A 15,180-nucleotide genomic window follows, 5' to 3' on the forward strand; every position below is an offset into this window, starting at 1 on the left:
CCGCCGCAAGGTCGGCGGTGACGACTCTCCGCTTCAAGGTCGGCAGTGAAGGCTCTCCGCCCCAAGGTCGGCGGTGACGACTCTCCGCTTCAAGGTCGGCAGTGAAGGCTCTCCGCCCCAAGGTCGGCGGTGACGACTCTCCGCTGCAAGGTCGGCGGTGACAACTCTCCGCTGCAAGGTCGGCGGTGAAGGCTCTCCGCCGCAAGCCCATGTAGTGAGCCGCACCCGACGACTGCCCCGGTCGCGAGTTCTCACAACCCGATGCGTTGGCCACAGTGCATCCCCATGTCAGACCCACCCGGTAGACAGGTCCTGGCGGAAGGAACGTTCATTCCTGCCGACAGCCGCCCGGGGCGGGAGGGGGACGGGGATGCGGATTCTGGAGATGATGCACGCCGAGGCCATGCGCGATGCGGCGGCCCTGCTGGCGCGGCGGGGATACGACAACGTGCAGGCCTGCGAGCTGGCGCGGGCCCTGCGCATCTCGGTGGGTACGTTGTACCGGTACTACGGCAGCAAGCAGGGCCTGGCGCTGGCGGTGCGCGACTTCGCCGAGAAGGAGCTCAGCTACCAGGCCGACGTCGCCTTCTTCATGAAGCATGTGCAACCGGGCGTGGACTTCGGCCGGGCCTTCCACGCCTTCTGGTCCGAGCTGGCCTGGTGGGCGCTACAGAATCCGGACCTGTTCAACTTCACCTTCCTGCACTGGCACGCGAATGAGTACGGGCCGCACTCGCCCCTTGCCCCCGGGCCTCGGGTGCCAGGAGCCCTCCTCCAGCAGCAGTCGAACGGAGGCGCAACCCGGGCGCTGGTCCGCCAGGTGCTGGAGTCAGGCGCGCGCGAGGGAATACTCATGCCCGGCTGCGTCCGGATGGGCGAGGGGCTCGTATGGGGGACGCTGGTGGAGCTTGCTCGCGCGGCGGTCCAGGCAGGCGCGCAGGTGGGCGAAGCCGACGTGCGTGCCTCGGCCCACGCTCTCTGGCGAGCCCTGGCGCGTGCAGAAGACTCCGGTCCCCGAGGCTCCGGCACTGCTCCCTCGGGCACGGATGGGCCCTCACTCTCGACGCCCGGTGGCCTCGCGACAGCGCCTGCGCCCGCAGTGACAGAAGGACTGGTGGCCGACTCGCCACCCTCGGGCGACCTGCGCCCCCCGCAGCCGGAAGCGTGGGGGGCTGACTCATGCCCAGAGGGCGAAGCGCCCCCGTCAGGCGATGGCGCGCACCACTCCGCCGTCCACTCGCAGCGCGGCGCCGTTGATGCCCGAGGACTTCGGGCTGCAGACGAAGGTCACCAGCGAGGCAATCTCGTCCGGCCGCTCGAAGCGCTGGAGCAGCGAGGAAGGACGTGCCGACTTGAAGAAGTCGCGCTCCACCGTGGCCACGTCCACGCCCTGCTGGTTCGACAGGTTCTTGAGGAACTCCTCCACTCCCTCGGAGCGCGTGGGGCCGGGGAGGATGGAGTTCACCGTGACGTTCGTCCCGACGGTGCTCTCCGCGATGCCTCGCGCCAGGGCAATCTGCGCCGTCTTGGTGACGCCGTAGTCGACCATCTCCACCGGAATCTGGATGCCCGACTCGCTGGAGATGAAGAGGATGCGGCCCCAGTTCTTCTCGCGCATGCCCTTCAGGTAGTGGCGGCTCAGCCGGACGCCGCTCATCACGTTCACCTCGAAGATGTTGAACCAGTCCTCGTCGGTGATTTCCTCGAACGGGTGCGGCTTGAACGCGCCCAGGTTGTTCACCAGGATGTCCACGCGCGGAACCGCCTGGAGCATCTTGCTCACGCCCTCGCGAGTCCCCAGGTCGCCCGCCACGCCCCGCAGCTTCGCGCCCGGCTGCTTCCCGCGAAGCTCCTTCAGCGCCGCGTCCACGCGCTCCTGCGTGCGTCCATTGACGATGACCTCTGCCCCCTCGCGCGCCAGCGCCTCCGCGATGGCCAGGCCGATGCCCGCCGTGGAGCCGCTCACCAGCGCAACCTTGTCCTTCAGTTCCAGGTCCATCCGTTCCACTCCCGCAGTTGGTCGCACGCTTTAACGATGGGCGCGGCCGGGCGCACGCTTCCGTGCAGAGGGCGCAGCCTGTCCCGGAAGCTCCACGCGCGCACACCACTTTCACCGCGAGTGTCCGCTCCCGGGCCCGGGCCTGGAGTCCGGGGCTCCCGCACGCGGCGCGACACATTCACCACTGGCCCTCGGCGCCCCGCCCTGCTCTATGTTCCGCCGCCATGGCGAAACCCCAGTACTGGCTCATCAAGAGCGAGCCTTCGGTCTACCCGTACGCCCAACTGGAGAAGGACGGGAAGACGGCGTGGACCGGAGTACGCAACTACGAGGCACGCAACAACCTCCGGGCCATGAAGCCCGGCGACCTGTGCCTCTACTACCACTCCAACGAGGGCAAGGCCGTGGTCGCCGTCGCGAAGGCGCTCACCGCCGCCGGCCCCGACCCCACCGCGCCCGGCGAGGACTGGGCCTCCGTGGACGTGGGCCCCGTCGTCCCGCTCGCCCAGCCGGTGGACCTGGCCACCTTCAAGGCCACGGCGGCGCTGAAGGACTGCCAGTTGCTCACGCGCAGCCGCATCAGCGTGGTGCCCATCACCGCGCCGCACTTCAAGCTCATCCTGAAGATGGGGAAGACCGCGCTTCCGAAATAGCCGGCGGTACCGGGGGCCGAAGCAGCGTCACCTTGGGCCCCGTGAAGGTGTGCCGCTGCACCAGTCCCCAGTAGAGCCCCAGCAGCACCAGCGCGCCGGCGAAGGTGTAGCCGGCGAGCTGGTTGGGCGGCAGCACGAAGAGCACCATGATGACCGCGCACCAGACGAGCGCCACCGCGTTGACCCAGGGAGATGCCCGGCCCAGGTCCCACGGCCCCTGGTGCGCCCACGTCCCGGAGCGGCGCGCCCTCCACCCCACCCAGATGGGCAGCGCATAGGACGCATAGAGGGCCAGCGTGCTCAGCGCCACCATGGCCGCGTACGCCTGCGCCCACAGCGCCACCACGAAGGCCGCCACCACGGACACCCACACCGCCACGGAGGGGCTCTTGAAGCGCGGCGACACGTGCTTCAGCCACCGCGAGCCGGGCAGGCCGTTGTCCCGCGCGAAGGCGAACAGCATGCGTGAGTTGGACGTCACCGACGATAGCCCGCAGAACCACATGGCGCCGATGGCCACCCACACCAGCGCGCCTCCAACAGACGGGCCCAGCGCGTTCGTCAGCACGAACAGGAAGGGGTTGGGCGCGGCGGCGGCCGTGGGGAGGTCTTGAATCGCGAGCGTCACCGCGCCCAGCAACACGTAGCCCACCACCGCGCTGACGGCCACGGACAGGAAGATGCCCCAGGGCGCGTTGCGCGTCGGGTCTCTCGTCTCCTCGGAGATGTGGGCGCTGGCGTCGTAGCCGGTGAAGGTCCACTGCGCCTGGAGCAGGCCGATGAGGAAGCCGTACATGTACCAGGAGGGGCTCTCCGCGCTGAAGCGCGTGAGGAGGAAGGACACGTCCTGCCGGGGCGCCAGCGCCGCGAGCGCGCCGATGAGCACCGCCACTCCGGCCAGGTGGTACCAGGCGGAGAAGTCATTGAGCCACGCCACCACGCGCACGCCCACGTGGTTGAGCACCGCGTGGGACACGAGGATGGCGGCGTAGAGCGGCAGCACCGCCCCGCGCTCGCGAGGCAGGCCGAGCATGTCCGCGAGGAACTCCGCCAGCCCGTAGTCGATGCCCGCGGTAATCGCGAACTGCCCCACCGTGTTGAGCCACGCGGTGAAGAAGCCCACCCGGGGCCCGCCGAGCATGGCGGCCCAGTGGTAGAGCGCGCCCGCCGTGGGGAAGGACGAGGCGAGCTGCGCGAGGCTCGCGGCCACCGCCAGCGTCATCACCGCCACCAGTGGCCAGCCCACGCCCATGACGTAGGGCCCGCCGAAGCGCAGCCCGTGGCCGTACAGCGTCACCGCGCCGGTGAGGATGGAGATGATGGAGAAGGAGACGGCGAAGTTGGAGAAGCCGCCCATGTCGCGCAGGAGCTGCTGCGCGTACCCCAGTCGCTGGAGCTGGGCGGCGTCCTCCTCGAGCTGACGCTCACGGTCTCTGGCCATGGCGCCAGGATACGCGGGCCCGGAGCAGTAGGCCTTGGAGGGGCAGTCACCCCGGGCCCGCGTCTGTCCGGAACGCTACGGCTTGCGCGGCAGCGGCATGACGCCCGGGCGCGGCTCGGCCTCCTCGCCGGGCGGGCCCCGGAGAATCTTGAGGCGCTTCTCGACGCGCATCGGCCCCATCTCCGCCTCCAGCTTCTGCCAGAGGTCCGGCCCCAGCAGCTTCTTGATCTGCACCATCAGCGTCAGCCGGTTGCGACGCACCGCCGTCTCGGCGCGGCCCACTTCCTCGGACTGCTTGAGGATGCCGCTCTCGTCCACCGTGATCGCACGCAGCAGCCGCTCCAGCCGGAGCTGGGCGCGCTTCAGGTCCGCTTCGAGCGGAATCAGCGCCTCGTTGGACTCGAAGGTGAGGTCCTGGATGCGCTGGGCCAGCTCGCGCGGCACGCCCAGCTTCTCCACCAGGTGCGGGGGGATGCCGTAGGCGGGCGCGGGCAGCGAGCCCAGCGGCATCGCCCCGGGCCCGCCCGAGAGCATCAGCGTCCGGGTGGGGCCGCCCGGCCCGGGGCCCTGGATGAGGACGTCCTCGTCCTCCGCCTGCTCCCGGGCCAGGGCGGGCGCCGCCAGCAGCAGGGCGGCCACGGTGGTGCTCAACAGCTTCGAAACGCGTGTCTTCATCGCTTCACTCCTGAGGATAGAGAACAGGCAGCACCGCCGTTCGGAACGGCGGCGTTTCCAGCGCGCGGGAATCGGGAGGGCGCAGCCACACGGCGAGCGTCCCGTAGGGTCGGTACGTCTCGTCGTGGACCACCAGGTCGCGGCGCGTGTAGCCGCGCACCTCGCCCATCAGGTTCATCAGGGAGCCCCGCGCGGCAACCAGCGTCGGCGCGGAGTCCTCCTCGGACTCGGAGAACGCGTCCTCGCGAGGCTCTCGCGCCAGGCCCAGCTCGGCGCGGGGCGCGGGCTCGCCCTCTATATAATGATACGGGGACGGCGCCTCCCCTTCCGGCACCGGCTCGGGAGGGCGCGGCCACAGCAGCAGGGCCGCCAGGCACAGCGACGCCACGGCTCCGGCGGCGACGCGGCGGCGGACGACGCGGCGGCGAACCTCGCCCAGCACGGCGTCGCGGGAGATGGGCGCCAGTACCGGAGGTGACGGCAGGCGCAGCGCGGAGGCGGAGGCGTGCAGCGCGGCCAGGGCCCGGCACTCCTCGCAGCCCTCCAGGTGCGCGGACAGCTCCGGCGTCCGGGACGCCTGCCCGTCCATGAGGGCGGCGGCCGCGTCGTGGCAGCTCATGGGGTGTCTCCTTCCAGTACGTCGGCGGCCTTCAGCTTCTTGAGGGCGCGGTAGAGGTGGATGCGGACGGTGCCCCGGCCGATGCGCATGGCCCCGGCGATGGCGTCCAGGTCGAGCCCCTCCAGGTAGCGGAGGGTGAAGGCGGTGGCCTGCTGCGCGGGGAGCGTCCGCAGCGCGCGGCCGAAGGTGCGCCAGCGCTCGGCCCCGGCGAAGTGCTCCTCCGGGGAGGGCTCCAGGGAGGGCCCGAAGTCCAGCGCTTCACGCACCAGCGTCCACACCCGGCGGCGGCGCAGGTGGCCCATGGCGCGGGACACCAGGATGCTCCGCAGCCAGGCGGGCCCGGCCTTCACGTCCCTCAGCGAGTGGCGCTTCTCGTAGGCGTCCGCGAGGGTGGCCTGCACCAGATCTCTCGCTTCCTCCCCATCCCAGACCAGCCGCCGGGCGAGGCGCAGCAGCCCGCCCTGCTCCGCCTCCAGGAGCGCGTCGAAGTCCACCGCGGCCGTGGCGCGCGGCGGGCTTGTCGGCTCTTCCAGGATGGCGGTGCCCTTCACGGTGAAACGACCTCCCATCGACTTCCACGCGAATGAGGACGCACGGGTGGGGAAACCGGCATACTCGAAGTCGTGAGTGCCCCAGAAATCCGCCGGATTCCCGCGGCCGAGACTCGCGGTCTCCGCCACACCGTGCTCCGCCCCAACCAGCCGCCCGAGATGGCCGTCTACCCGGGGGACGAGGACGGGGACACCCTCCACCTGGGCGTGTACACACAGGGCCGCCTCGTGGGCGTGGCCTCCCTCTACCGGGAGCCGCCCCCGGACTCCCTCCGGGCCACCACGGCCTGGCGCCTCCGGGGCATGGCGGTGGACAAGACGCTCCAGGGCCATGGCCACGGCGCCGCCCTCCTGCGGGCCTGCATGGAGCACGCCGCCCAGCAGGGGGGCTCCCAGGTGTGGTGCAACGCCCGCACGACGGCCTCGGGCTTCTACCGCTCGCTCGGCTTCTCCCAGAAGGGGGACGCCTTCGAGCTTCCCGGCATCGGCCCCCACCACTTCATGTGGCGCACCCTGGAGTCCTCCCGATGAGCACGATTCCCGACCTGGAGGCGGTGCGCGTCGCAATCGAGAGCATCGACGAGGAAATCCTCGATGCGCTCCGGCGGCGCATGGGCCTGGCGGACGATGTGGCGCGGGCGAAGCTGGCCGCGGCGGCGCCCTTCCGAGATCAGCGCCGCGAGGACCTGCTCCTGCGCCGCATCCGCACCCGCGCGGCGGAGCACGGGTTGGATCCGCACGAGGTGGAGCGCATCTGGCGCCTCTTCATCGACATGTCGGTGGCGCGGCAGCAGGAGCTCGTCACGCGGTTGGACACCACGCCGCTGCGCGTGGGCTACCCGGGCGTCGAGGGCTCCTACAGCCACCTGGCCGCGCGCCAGCGCTACGCGAATCGGCCGGGCGGCGTGCTGCTCACCGGCTTCGACCTGCCCCGCGAGGCCGTGGACGCCCTGCGCAAGGGTGAGCAGGACCTGGTGCTGCTGCCGATTGAGAACACCACCGCCGGCAGCATGAACGAGACGTATGACCTGCTCGCCGATGGGGGCGTGGTCATCACCGCCGAGCTGGTGAGCCAGGTGGCCCACCGGCTGTTGGGCCTGCCGGGCGCGAAGCTGGAGGGGCTGCGCGAGGTGCTCTCCCACCCGCAGGCGCTGGCCCAGTGCGAGGCGTTCCTCCGGACCACGGTGCCCTGGGCGCGCGCGGTGCCCGACCTGGACACCGGCGGCGCGGCGCAGAAGGTGCGCGAGCGGAATGACCCGGCGGTGGCCGCCATCGCCAGCGAGACGGCGGCGCAGCGCTTCGGATTGGAAGTGCTCGCCAGGGACTTGCAGCCCGCGTCGGACTACACGCGCTTCGTGGAGGTGGGCCGCGAGGCGACGCCGCTGGCGCCGGGCGTGCCGTGCAAGACGTCGCTCCTGATGGTGCTGGAGCACAAGCCGGGAACGCTGGGGGAGATGCTGCAGCGGCTCACCCTGCGCGGCGTCAACCTGAGCAAGATTGAGTCACGGCCGATTCCAGGCCGGCCATGGCAGTACCGCTTCTACCTGGACGTGGAGGGCCACGCCGCCTCCGCGCCGCTGATGGCGGCCCTGGAGGACATCCGTCCGCTGACGTCGTTCCTGCGCGTGCTGGGCACCTATGCGCGCGCCGAGGGTCCTCATGGCTGAGCCGAAGCGCCGCATCGCCTTCCAGGGAGAGCACGGCGCCTACGGAGAGGAAGCCGTGCGCGCGCTGCACGGCCCGCAGGTGGAGTCCGTGCCCTTCCCCACCTTCCGTGCCGTCTTCGAGGCCGTGGCGGAAGGGAGCGTGCAAGGCGGCGTGGTGCCGGTGGAGAGCACCCTCGGTGGCCCGGTGGCGGAGAACGTGGACCTGCTGCTGGAGCACGACCTCCAGATTACCGGCGAGCTGTCCCTGCGCATCCGCCACTGCCTGCTGGCCCCGCCGGGACGGACGCTGGACGGAATCGACCGCGCCATGTCCCATCCGCAGGCGCTGGCGCAGTGCGCGGGCTACCTGCGCAGGCGCGGCATCACCCCCGTGCCGGAGGCGAACACCGCCATCGCCGCGCGCCGGGTGGCCGAGGAGACGCCGCCCCGCACGGCCGCCATCGCCAGCCGCGTGGCGGGGGAGCTGTACGGGCTGGCGGTGCTGGACGTGGGCGTGGAGGACTCGCCGGACAACCACACGCGCTTCGTCACCCTGGGCCCCGCGCCCGAGCGTGCGTGGACGCGGAGGAAGACGGCGCTGGCCTTCACGGTGGAGAACACGTCCGGCGCGCTGTACCGGGTGCTGAGCGCCTTCTCGTCACGCGGCCTCAACGTGGCGCGGCTGGAGTCCCGGCCGCAGCGCCGCGCGTGGGAGTACGTGTGGTGCATGGACGTGGACGGCGCGCTGGAGGACCCACGCGTGCGCGAGGCGGTGGACGCCGCCCAGAGCGCCTGCATCACCCTGCGGGTGCTCGGCAGCTACGGCGTGGCGTGAGCCCCGTTGCCGGGCCCGCGCCTCAGGCGGCGGGGCAACCGCCCCTTGCTTGCCGGGAAACGAGCCCCGGTCTCCCGGGGCTTCAGTCACCCGCCGGGCCTGTGCGTCTCAGGGCCCGACGGGCGTGCTGCTGTCACCTGCCGTGAGCCTCAGGCCCCGGCGGGCTGCAGGCCGTCGCCGTTCTTCACGCCCGCGACGTACGCCTCGCGGATGATGCGCGTGTAGTTCTGGAGCGCCGGGAGCTGCGCCATGCGCAGGGCCTGCGGGCCGTCGCACAGGGCGGCATCCGGCTGCGGGTGGAAGTCCACCAGCACCATGGACGCGCCGGCGATGAGCCCCTGGCCGATGGCGTGGAAGATGTCCGGCAGCCCGTCCGGCGGGGGCGGGGCCTGGCCAATCGCGTGCGACGGGTCCACGCACACCGGCATGCGCGTCAGCCGCCGCACCACCGGCACGTGGGCGAAGTCCACCATGTTGCGGTGCGGGTCGCCCAGGTGCGTCTTCACGCCGCGGAGGCAGAAGACAATCTTCGGGTTGCCCTCGCTCGCCACGTACTCGCAGGCGTTGAGCGACTCCTCCAACGTAATCCCCATTCCGCGCTTGAAGAGCACGGGGAAGGTGCGCTGCTGGCCGATGCTCTTGAGCAGCTCGAAGTTCTGCGCGTTGCGCGTGCCCACCTGCAGCATGACGCCGGTGGCGTTGCCCGACTTCTCCAGCGCGTCGCGAATCTCGTCGATGTGGCGCGGGTGCGTCACCTCCATCGCGATGACCTTGATGCCGTGCTTGCCGGCGGACTCGAACACCCACGGGAGGCACGCGGCGCCCAGGCCCTGGAACTCGTAGGGGTTGGTGCGCGGCTTGTACGCGCCCATGCGCGTCGTCTTGATGCCGCACTGAGCGAGCGCGGCCATCATCGTGTCCACGTTCTCGCGGTTGTCCACGGCGCACAGGCCCGCGAACAGCTGCACCGACTTCTCATCGAAGGTGATGCCGTTGTACTCGAAGCCCGAGGACGCCCGCTGCCCCTTGTGCCGGCCGATGACCCGGTACTTCTGGGACACGCGGACGACCTGGCGCACGCCCGGTATCGCCTCGAAGGGCTCGGTGGGGACCTGCGCGGTGGGGCCGAGCAGGTACACCTCGGTGACCGTGTACTCGGCGCCCTCCATGACATGCGCCCGAGGAGTCACCCCCTTGAACTGCGAGGCAACCTTGAGGACGGTGGACACCACGGACTCAGGCGAGTCCGGCTCGAGCATGACGATCATTTTAGGGTTCTCCCGGGCGGCGTTGTCGTACCTACCGTGAAGAATAACGGATAAGGCCGCGCCGGGTGTAACACCCCATGGAGCCCCGAGCGTCCACCCCCCGGGTCAGCGGTGACGGGCCTCCTTCGCGAGTCACCGTCGAGCGTGTGGGGCGCTTGCACCCCTGCCCGCCCGCTCAGCCCGCGACGGGCCGGAGCCGGATGGCCAGCTGTGCGTAGTGGTCTCTCTGGGCGGTGTCCCCCAGGTGCTCCCAGACGTCCGCCAGGGCCTTGGCGGCCTCGACGTACGCGGGGGACAGCTCCAGGGCCAGCTCGAAGACGTGGCGGGCCTGCCGGAAGCGGGCCTTGTCGGGCCGGCGGGAGCCGCGCGTGAGCAGCGCGTTGCCCAGGGTGTAGACCTCCACGGCGGCGGCCTCGCGGTAACCGGGCTCCGGGTTGAGCTGGACGGCGCGCTGCATGAGCTGGGAGGCGGCCTCGGGCTCGCCCAGCTCGAGCTGGCAGAGGGCCGCGTCGCGGTGCGGGTCGGCCGCGGTGGGGTCCACGTCGATGGCCCGCTCGAAGCAGCCCAGGGCCTCCTTCCCACGGCCCAGCGCCACCAGGGCGGAGCCCTTCGCGGTGAGAGCCGGGGCGTGTTTCGGGTCCACGGCGAGCACCTTGTCGAACGCGAGGAGCGCGGCCTCATGGTTGCCGGACATGGAGAGCTTGACGCCCTCATTGAATGCCGCGAACAGCAGCTTGGACATCGTTCCCCCAGGCATGGTGACTGGGGCCGCGCGCCGCGGCCCGGGGGAAGCCTGTCACCGCGAGGGAGGGGCTGAAAAGGCGTCCGTCACGGTGGCTTGCGTCCTGCTGATGGGAACCATCGGTCCATCAGGCACGGCCGCGCAGTCACCGCGACGGCGTCACAGCCGGATACCGGCCTGCACGCCGGGCCACCAGATGAAGTGCTTGGGCCCCTGGCGGGAGAAGCTGCTCAGCGCGGTGGTGGCCTCGCCGTCCACGGAGTGCAGCAGGTTCATCGTGGGCCCGGCGATGATGGAGAAGTGCTTCGCCACCTGGAACCCGCCAATGACCCGGACCTGGTGCAGGAAGCGTTCGGTCGTGAAGCTCGCATCCCAGCCGTAGACGGAGTGGGTCATCCCATCCACGTCGACGAAGAACCGGTCCGTCACCGGGATGTGCCCACCAATGCCCGCGCCCAGCGTCCAGTGGCTCGGCCCCTGGGAGCCCGTGACGCGGCCCATGCCCACCGCCACCGTCGTGTAGAAGTGGCGGCTGCCCACCTTGATGGCGGTGTTGGCGAAGGTGATGTCGCTGCCGTACGCCTCGACGTGGAACTGGCCGTTCTTCACGATGCTCAGGATGCCCACCGGCACGCCGGACTCCACCTCCTTCGCCACGTTGATGATGCCGAGCTGCAGGCCGTTCATCTTCTCCGCGACGTTGATGAGGCCCAGCTGCATGCCCGCGACGTCCCCGCCCACGTTGAGGAGCGACACCTGCGCCCCGTGCGCCGTGGCCGCATAGTTCATGCCCACGGACATCTGCACGCCTGACATGCGCCCACGGACCATGTTGAGGCCCACGGTGCCCTGGTAGCCACCGAAGTCTCCCTGCACCCAGTTGGAGCCCACCGACAGCTGCGCGCCGTCCAGCGAGGTGCTCGACAGGTTGCCGCCCACGGCGAACTGCCCCGCGAGGCCGCCCTGGCGCGCGATGTTGAGGCCCACCGCGGCCTGCACGCCGCCCAGCGGGCCGGTGGCGTGATTCCCACCCACGGCGAGCTGCGCACCCGTCACGTCCGCGCGCGCCACGTTGCCGCCAATGGCCATCTGGATGCCACTCACGGCCTGCGAGGCCCAGTTCGCGCCCAGCGCCATCGCCAGGCCGTCCAGCCGCCCCGTGCGGCCCGCCCCCAGCGAGAACGAGAAGTGGTTGTCCACGGCGCCACCGAACAGCGCATTGGTGTCCACGCCCGGGAACAGTCCCACGTTGGCGAAGACGCGCCTGCGCGGCGGGCCCTCGTCCAGGGACAGGGCCGGGGCCGACAGCCCGCCACCGGCCACCGGGGCCAGGCCGTCCAGCCGGGGCGTGCCCCCGCCGCGCATGGCCGTCATCTCCACGCCCACCGGGCGGAAGGCGCTCTCCGCCAGCACGACGCGCCCGCCCTGGTCCAGCACCAGCTCCGCCTGCGAGCCCTCTCCGAGCGACTCGCGCATCACCGTGTAGCGGCCCGGCTGCAGGCCCAGCTCGGTGGCGCGGCCGGCGAACTTCTTCAGCTCGACGACGAGCCGCCCCGGCGCGTCGCGCACGTAGAGGCGCCCGTCGAGCATCTCCCCCAGCACCAGCACGGCGGCGGTGGAGCGCAGGTCCGTCATCACCAGCTCGCCCGTGCCTGCCAGCTCGATGTCGTAGGCGGGGTGCTGCGCGCCGGCCCGCGTCTTCTCCGTGCGCGCCAGCGTCTCGTGGAAGGCGAACTGGTACGCCTCGTGGAGCGTCACCCGGCCGTCGCCGGTGGCGTCCGCCGCGCCGCGCATGCCGGACACCAGGTTGTGGGTGAAGAACGAGCCGCCGATGCGGTCGGACTCCTGGGACACCTCGTCCTCGGAGGACGACGTGAGGATGGCGTGCCCGCGCACCGCGGTGGACGCGTCCACCAGGAAGGCCGGCCGCCGCACTCCGCCCTTCTGCCGCGCCAGCGTGCCCGACGCGCACGAGTCGAGGATGGCGATGCGCACGTCCGCGGGCAGCGACTCCAGCGCCTGCCGCAGCTCGCGGTAGCCGAAGCGGTCCTTCTGGAGCAGCAGCCCCTCCTCGTCCGAGTGGCCCGAGTAGTAGACGAGGGCCTCCGTCCGGCCGCCCGCGCCCTTCGCCGCGGCAATCATCGCCTTGAAGCGGGTCAGCGCGTTCTCCAGCTCCGCGCGGCCGCCCTCCATCAGCATCAGCCGGTCCTGGGGCTGGACGCCGCCCAGCTCCTCCAGCACGTCGCCGAAGGAGCGCGCGTCGGTGACGGCATAGCGGAGCCTGGCGCGGCCGGGGCCGCCGTCATTGACGCCCACCAGCAGCGCGAAGCGGCGCACCGACTGGGACGGAGCGGCGCCGGGCGCGGAGGCCGCACGGGGGGCGGAAGCCGCCAGGGCCAGCGTGGGAAGGAGCAGGAGCGAGAACAGGAGCGACCGCGTCATCACGGCACCTTCTCCAACGTGAAGGATGTCTGGGCCAGCGTAGCCGGCAGCGGGAGCGGCCGGGTGCGTGCTTCGGAGGGCTGGCGGGCAAGCGCGCGCGCCGCCTCCAGCACCGAGGCCACGTCCAGCGGCTGCTCGGAGGTAACGAAGAGGAAGCGCTCGAAGCCGGGGGCATCGTCCAGCTCGTAGGCGTGGCCCAGGGGCGCGGCCTCGCCCGGCGTCAGGGCCGTGGGGCTGGAGAGGGTCGCCGGGTGGTGCAGCGTCACCGCGCCGCGCCCATCCACCGACACCAGCACGCCATGAGGGCGGCCTCCAGACACGTAGCTGAGCTGGAGCACGTCGCCCCGGCGCGCGCGGGCATGGTCCTCGAGCTGCTCCGGCTCACCGGCGCCCTGCTGCCGGTGGACTCGCAGCATCGGGGTGCCCTTGATGCGCTCCCCTCCTGTCCAGACGATGGGAGACCGCACCGGGGCGGGCGCGGGCAGCTCCGGCTGGGTGGACAGGAAGAGCAGCGCGAGCGAGGCCGCCACCGGAATGCCGAGCGACAGGCCATGCCAACCACCGCGCTCGGGCTCCCCGGCGGCGGCAACGCGAGCGCGGGCGGCGCGGCGGCGCTCCACCTCGGCGGCCACGGCCTCGGGCGGGTGGCGCTCCAGGATGCGGCGCGAGTCCTCCTCCAGCCGGGCCAGACGGCCATCCCCCTCAGGCTCGCGAGCCAGCCGCGCGCGGGCGTCGGCCAGCGCGTCCGGGGACAGCTCGCCCAGGGCGACACGCTCCAGCAACCAGTGGGGGATACACAGGGCCATGCTCAGGGAGCCTCCAGCGCGGCACGACGCGCCGTCCATCGAACACCGGCGCCTGGAGGAACTGTCACCCGAGCACGACACTTCCACACGACGATTGTGTCCGCCCCACCCCGGCCCTCGCTGACAGGGGGGTGGAGCCAGGGTGCGACACTGTGCGCACGGCTTCGGCTCACAGGGGCATGCACATCAGCTCGTTGTCCACGGAGGCGCCGTCGAACCGCAGCGCGTTCGGCTCCACGCCGTAGGTCCGGAACCCGAGGGCCCGGTAGAGCTTCTGCGCCGACGCATTGCCCACCGCCACCGTCAGCAGCAGGCGCTCGACGCCGGGCATCCGCCGGGCCTCGTCGAGGAGCGCCGACATCAGCCGCCGGCCGATGCCGCGCGAGCGAACCTCCGGCAGCACGTACATGCCCCACACGTGGGCCTTGTGGGACTGCTTCCGCCCCGTGTCACGGTACAGGCCCGCCACGCCCACCAGCCGCTCCCCGTCAAAGGCGCCCAGCACCCACTGCGAGGGGCCCTCGAGCCGCGAGCGCACCCGCTCCATGGGAAGGACGGCATCCTCCTCGTACGACGCCCCGAAGGCCTCGGGGTGCTCCTTCAGCCCCCGCAGCCGCAGCGTCCAGAAGGTCTCCGCCTCGTCCGGACGCAGCTTCCGGACGGTGCGGGCTCCGGGCCCTCCGGCGCGGCCCTCGGACTCCAGCAGCGACGTGTAGCCGGCCACGTAGTCCGGGTAGCGCGGCCGCCACCCCAGGGTCTTCAGGCGTGCGTTGGACACCGCGCGGTCGCCCCGCACGGACTCGTGGAGTCTGTCCAGGGGAAGGCGGGGCGGCAGCGGCATGCCGAGCCGCTCGCACAGCCATGCGACTGGCTCCGCCTGGGGCGCGGGCCGGTCATCCGCGACGCAGTAGAAGGCCCCGGGCTCGCCCCACTGGAGCGCCACGCGGATGGCCTCCACCAGGTCGTCCACGTGGATGCGGGAGATGCGCCCTCCGCCGCTCTCCGGCAGCCGGACGGCGCCCGCCAGCAGCCGCGCGACCGGGCTCCGCTCCGGGCCATAGATTCCGGCGATGCGCAGCACCACCGCGCCCAGCGGAAGGAAGCAGGACTCCGCTTCGATTCGCGCGCGGGCCGAGGGCGACGCGGGCTCCACCGGGGTGTCCTCGTCCACGTGCCCGCGAGCGCCACCGTAGACGCCGGTGGAGGACAGGTAGACGAGCCGCGAGGGACGGTTCCGCGCGAGCGCCTCGGCGATGCGCGTGTCCAGCCCCGCGTCCGGCGGGACGGAGCTGACGACCCGCGCTCCCTCCGTCTGGGTCAGCGCGTCCTCCAGCGAGGTGACGCGGGCCCCGGCGCGCTCCAGCTCGGCGCGGCGCGCGGCGTCTCTCGTGGCCGCCAGCACGTCGCGGCCCGCCCGGGCCTCGGCCACGGCGAGCCGCGTGAGCGTGTAGCCACAGCCCAGGAGGACGAGAGGAGCAGTCATCCCCCCGCGATAGCGGGACC

Annotated in this window: 14 protein-coding genes and 1 pseudogene; 5 read left to right on the forward strand and 10 right to left on the reverse strand. The window is 71.8% G+C overall.

Annotation, left to right across the window (positions count from 1 at the left end):
- Positions 1-403: 403 nt before the first annotated feature.
- A pseudogene (locus tag G4D85_RS50805) lies at positions 404-529 on the forward strand (helix-turn-helix domain-containing protein); the annotation flags it as partial.
- A gap of 675 nt (positions 530-1,204) precedes the next feature.
- Here G4D85_RS50805 and G4D85_RS24800 read toward each other — a convergent pair.
- Positions 1,205-1,999 carry an SDR family NAD(P)-dependent oxidoreductase gene (locus G4D85_RS24800; protein ID WP_164016259.1) on the reverse strand — a complete coding sequence of 265 codons (795 nt, stop codon included), beginning with the start codon at positions 1,997-1,999 and terminating at the stop codon, positions 1,205-1,207.
- A gap of 224 nt (positions 2,000-2,223) precedes the next feature.
- Between G4D85_RS24800 and G4D85_RS24805 the strand changes: the two genes are divergently transcribed.
- Positions 2,224-2,652, forward strand: coding sequence for an EVE domain-containing protein (locus tag G4D85_RS24805; RefSeq protein ID WP_164016261.1), 429 nt, complete (start codon positions 2,224-2,226; stop codon positions 2,650-2,652).
- Here G4D85_RS24805 and G4D85_RS24810 read toward each other — a convergent pair.
- The 4 genes from G4D85_RS24810 to G4D85_RS24825 all read right to left on the reverse strand — a co-directional run bounded on the left by G4D85_RS24810 (position 2,615) and on the right by G4D85_RS24825 (position 5,956).
- Positions 2,615-4,093 (reverse strand): amino acid permease, encoded by a 1,479-nt coding sequence (locus G4D85_RS24810; protein ID WP_164016263.1) that lies wholly within the window; start codon positions 4,091-4,093, stop codon positions 2,615-2,617. The two genes, G4D85_RS24805 and G4D85_RS24810, sit on opposite strands and share 38 nt — an antisense overlap.
- A 75-nt stretch (positions 4,094-4,168) precedes the next feature.
- On the reverse strand, positions 4,169-4,768 hold the full coding sequence (locus tag G4D85_RS24815) for a hypothetical protein (protein ID WP_164016265.1): 600 nt from the start codon (positions 4,766-4,768) through the stop codon (positions 4,169-4,171).
- 4 nt (positions 4,769-4,772) lie between these two features.
- Positions 4,773-5,387, reverse strand: a complete 615-nt coding sequence (locus G4D85_RS24820; protein ID WP_164016267.1) for a hypothetical protein — start codon at positions 5,385-5,387, stop codon at positions 4,773-4,775.
- Entirely contained in the window at positions 5,384-5,956 is a 573-nt protein-coding gene (locus tag G4D85_RS24825; RefSeq protein ID WP_240359479.1) for an RNA polymerase sigma factor, read from the reverse strand. The genes G4D85_RS24820 and G4D85_RS24825 overlap by 4 nt, the downstream gene beginning before the upstream one ends.
- Positions 5,957-6,010: 54 nt before the next feature.
- On the opposite strand from G4D85_RS24825, the gene G4D85_RS24830 reads away from it, so the two are divergent.
- From G4D85_RS24830 to pheA, 3 genes are read left to right on the forward strand one after another with little or no spacing between them, the layout of a single operon-like run.
- Positions 6,011-6,469 (forward strand): GNAT family N-acetyltransferase, encoded by a 459-nt coding sequence (locus G4D85_RS24830; RefSeq protein ID WP_164016269.1) that lies wholly within the window; start codon positions 6,011-6,013, stop codon positions 6,467-6,469.
- Positions 6,466-7,605, forward strand: a complete 1,140-nt coding sequence (locus G4D85_RS24835) for a bifunctional chorismate mutase/prephenate dehydratase (RefSeq protein WP_164016271.1) — start codon at positions 6,466-6,468, stop codon at positions 7,603-7,605. The genes G4D85_RS24830 and G4D85_RS24835 overlap by 4 nt, the downstream gene beginning before the upstream one ends.
- A complete protein-coding gene (pheA, locus tag G4D85_RS24840; protein WP_164016273.1) occupies positions 7,598-8,419 on the forward strand; it encodes a prephenate dehydratase in 822 nt (273 codons plus the stop codon). Before G4D85_RS24835 ends, pheA begins: the two co-directional genes overlap by 8 nt.
- Positions 8,420-8,568: 149 nt before the next feature.
- On the opposite strand, the gene G4D85_RS24845 is transcribed toward pheA, so the two are convergent.
- The 5 genes from G4D85_RS24845 to G4D85_RS24865 all read right to left on the reverse strand — a co-directional run bounded on the left by G4D85_RS24845 (position 8,569) and on the right by G4D85_RS24865 (position 15,160).
- A complete protein-coding gene (locus G4D85_RS24845) occupies positions 8,569-9,687 on the reverse strand; it encodes a 3-deoxy-7-phosphoheptulonate synthase (RefSeq protein WP_164016275.1) in 1,119 nt (372 codons plus the stop codon).
- A gap of 175 nt (positions 9,688-9,862) precedes the next feature.
- On the reverse strand, positions 9,863-10,429 hold the full coding sequence (locus tag G4D85_RS24850; RefSeq protein WP_164016277.1) for a tetratricopeptide repeat protein: 567 nt from the start codon (positions 10,427-10,429) through the stop codon (positions 9,863-9,865).
- A gap of 159 nt (positions 10,430-10,588) precedes the next feature.
- Entirely contained in the window at positions 10,589-12,871 is a 2,283-nt protein-coding gene (locus G4D85_RS24855) for a caspase family protein (RefSeq protein ID WP_164016279.1), read from the reverse strand.
- On the reverse strand, positions 12,871-13,677 hold the full coding sequence (locus tag G4D85_RS24860; protein WP_164016281.1) for an ActD protein: 807 nt from the start codon (positions 13,675-13,677) through the stop codon (positions 12,871-12,873). Before G4D85_RS24860 ends, G4D85_RS24855 begins: the two co-directional genes overlap by 1 nt.
- 169 nt (positions 13,678-13,846) lie before the next feature.
- Complete coding sequence (locus G4D85_RS24865; RefSeq protein WP_164016283.1) at positions 13,847-15,160, reverse strand: GNAT family N-acetyltransferase; 1,314 nt, start codon at positions 15,158-15,160, stop codon at positions 13,847-13,849.
- Between the last annotated feature and the right edge of the window lie 20 nt (positions 15,161-15,180).

Source organism: Pyxidicoccus trucidator (assembly GCF_010894435.1).
GTDB lineage: Bacteria > Myxococcota > Myxococcia > Myxococcales > Myxococcaceae > Myxococcus > Myxococcus trucidator.

Bases quoted from the DNA above. Each gene is read 5' to 3' on its own strand.
- G4D85_RS24815 (WP_164016265.1), bottom strand. From the start codon at position 4,768: ATGAAGACACGCGTTTCGAAGCTGTTGAGCACCACCGTGGCCGCCCTG.
- G4D85_RS24835 (WP_164016271.1), top strand. From the start codon at position 6,466: ATGAGCACGATTCCCGACCTGGAGGCGGTGCGCGTCGCAATCGAGAGC.
- G4D85_RS24860 (WP_164016281.1), bottom strand. From the start codon at position 13,677: ATGGCCCTGTGTATCCCCCACTGGTTGCTGGAGCGTGTCGCCCTGGGC.
- G4D85_RS24825 (WP_240359479.1), bottom strand. From the start codon at position 5,956: ATGGGAGGTCGTTTCACCGTGAAGGGCACCGCCATCCTGGAAGAGCCG.
- G4D85_RS24850 (WP_164016277.1), bottom strand. From the start codon at position 10,429: ATGTCCAAGCTGCTGTTCGCGGCATTCAATGAGGGCGTCAAGCTCTCC.
- G4D85_RS24820 (WP_164016267.1), bottom strand. From the start codon at position 5,387: ATGAGCTGCCACGACGCGGCCGCCGCCCTCATGGACGGGCAGGCGTCC.
- G4D85_RS24855 (WP_164016279.1), bottom strand. From the start codon at position 12,871: ATGACGCGGTCGCTCCTGTTCTCGCTCCTGCTCCTTCCCACGCTGGCC.
- G4D85_RS24845 (WP_164016275.1), bottom strand. From the start codon at position 9,687: ATGATCGTCATGCTCGAGCCGGACTCGCCTGAGTCCGTGGTGTCCACC.
- G4D85_RS24800 (WP_164016259.1), bottom strand. From the start codon at position 1,999: ATGGACCTGGAACTGAAGGACAAGGTTGCGCTGGTGAGCGGCTCCACG.
- G4D85_RS24865 (WP_164016283.1), bottom strand. From the start codon at position 15,160: ATGACTGCTCCTCTCGTCCTCCTGGGCTGTGGCTACACGCTCACGCGG.
- G4D85_RS24810 (WP_164016263.1), bottom strand. From the start codon at position 4,093: ATGGCCAGAGACCGTGAGCGTCAGCTCGAGGAGGACGCCGCCCAGCTC.
- G4D85_RS24805 (WP_164016261.1), top strand. From the start codon at position 2,224: ATGGCGAAACCCCAGTACTGGCTCATCAAGAGCGAGCCTTCGGTCTAC.
- pheA (WP_164016273.1), top strand. From the start codon at position 7,598: ATGGCTGAGCCGAAGCGCCGCATCGCCTTCCAGGGAGAGCACGGCGCC.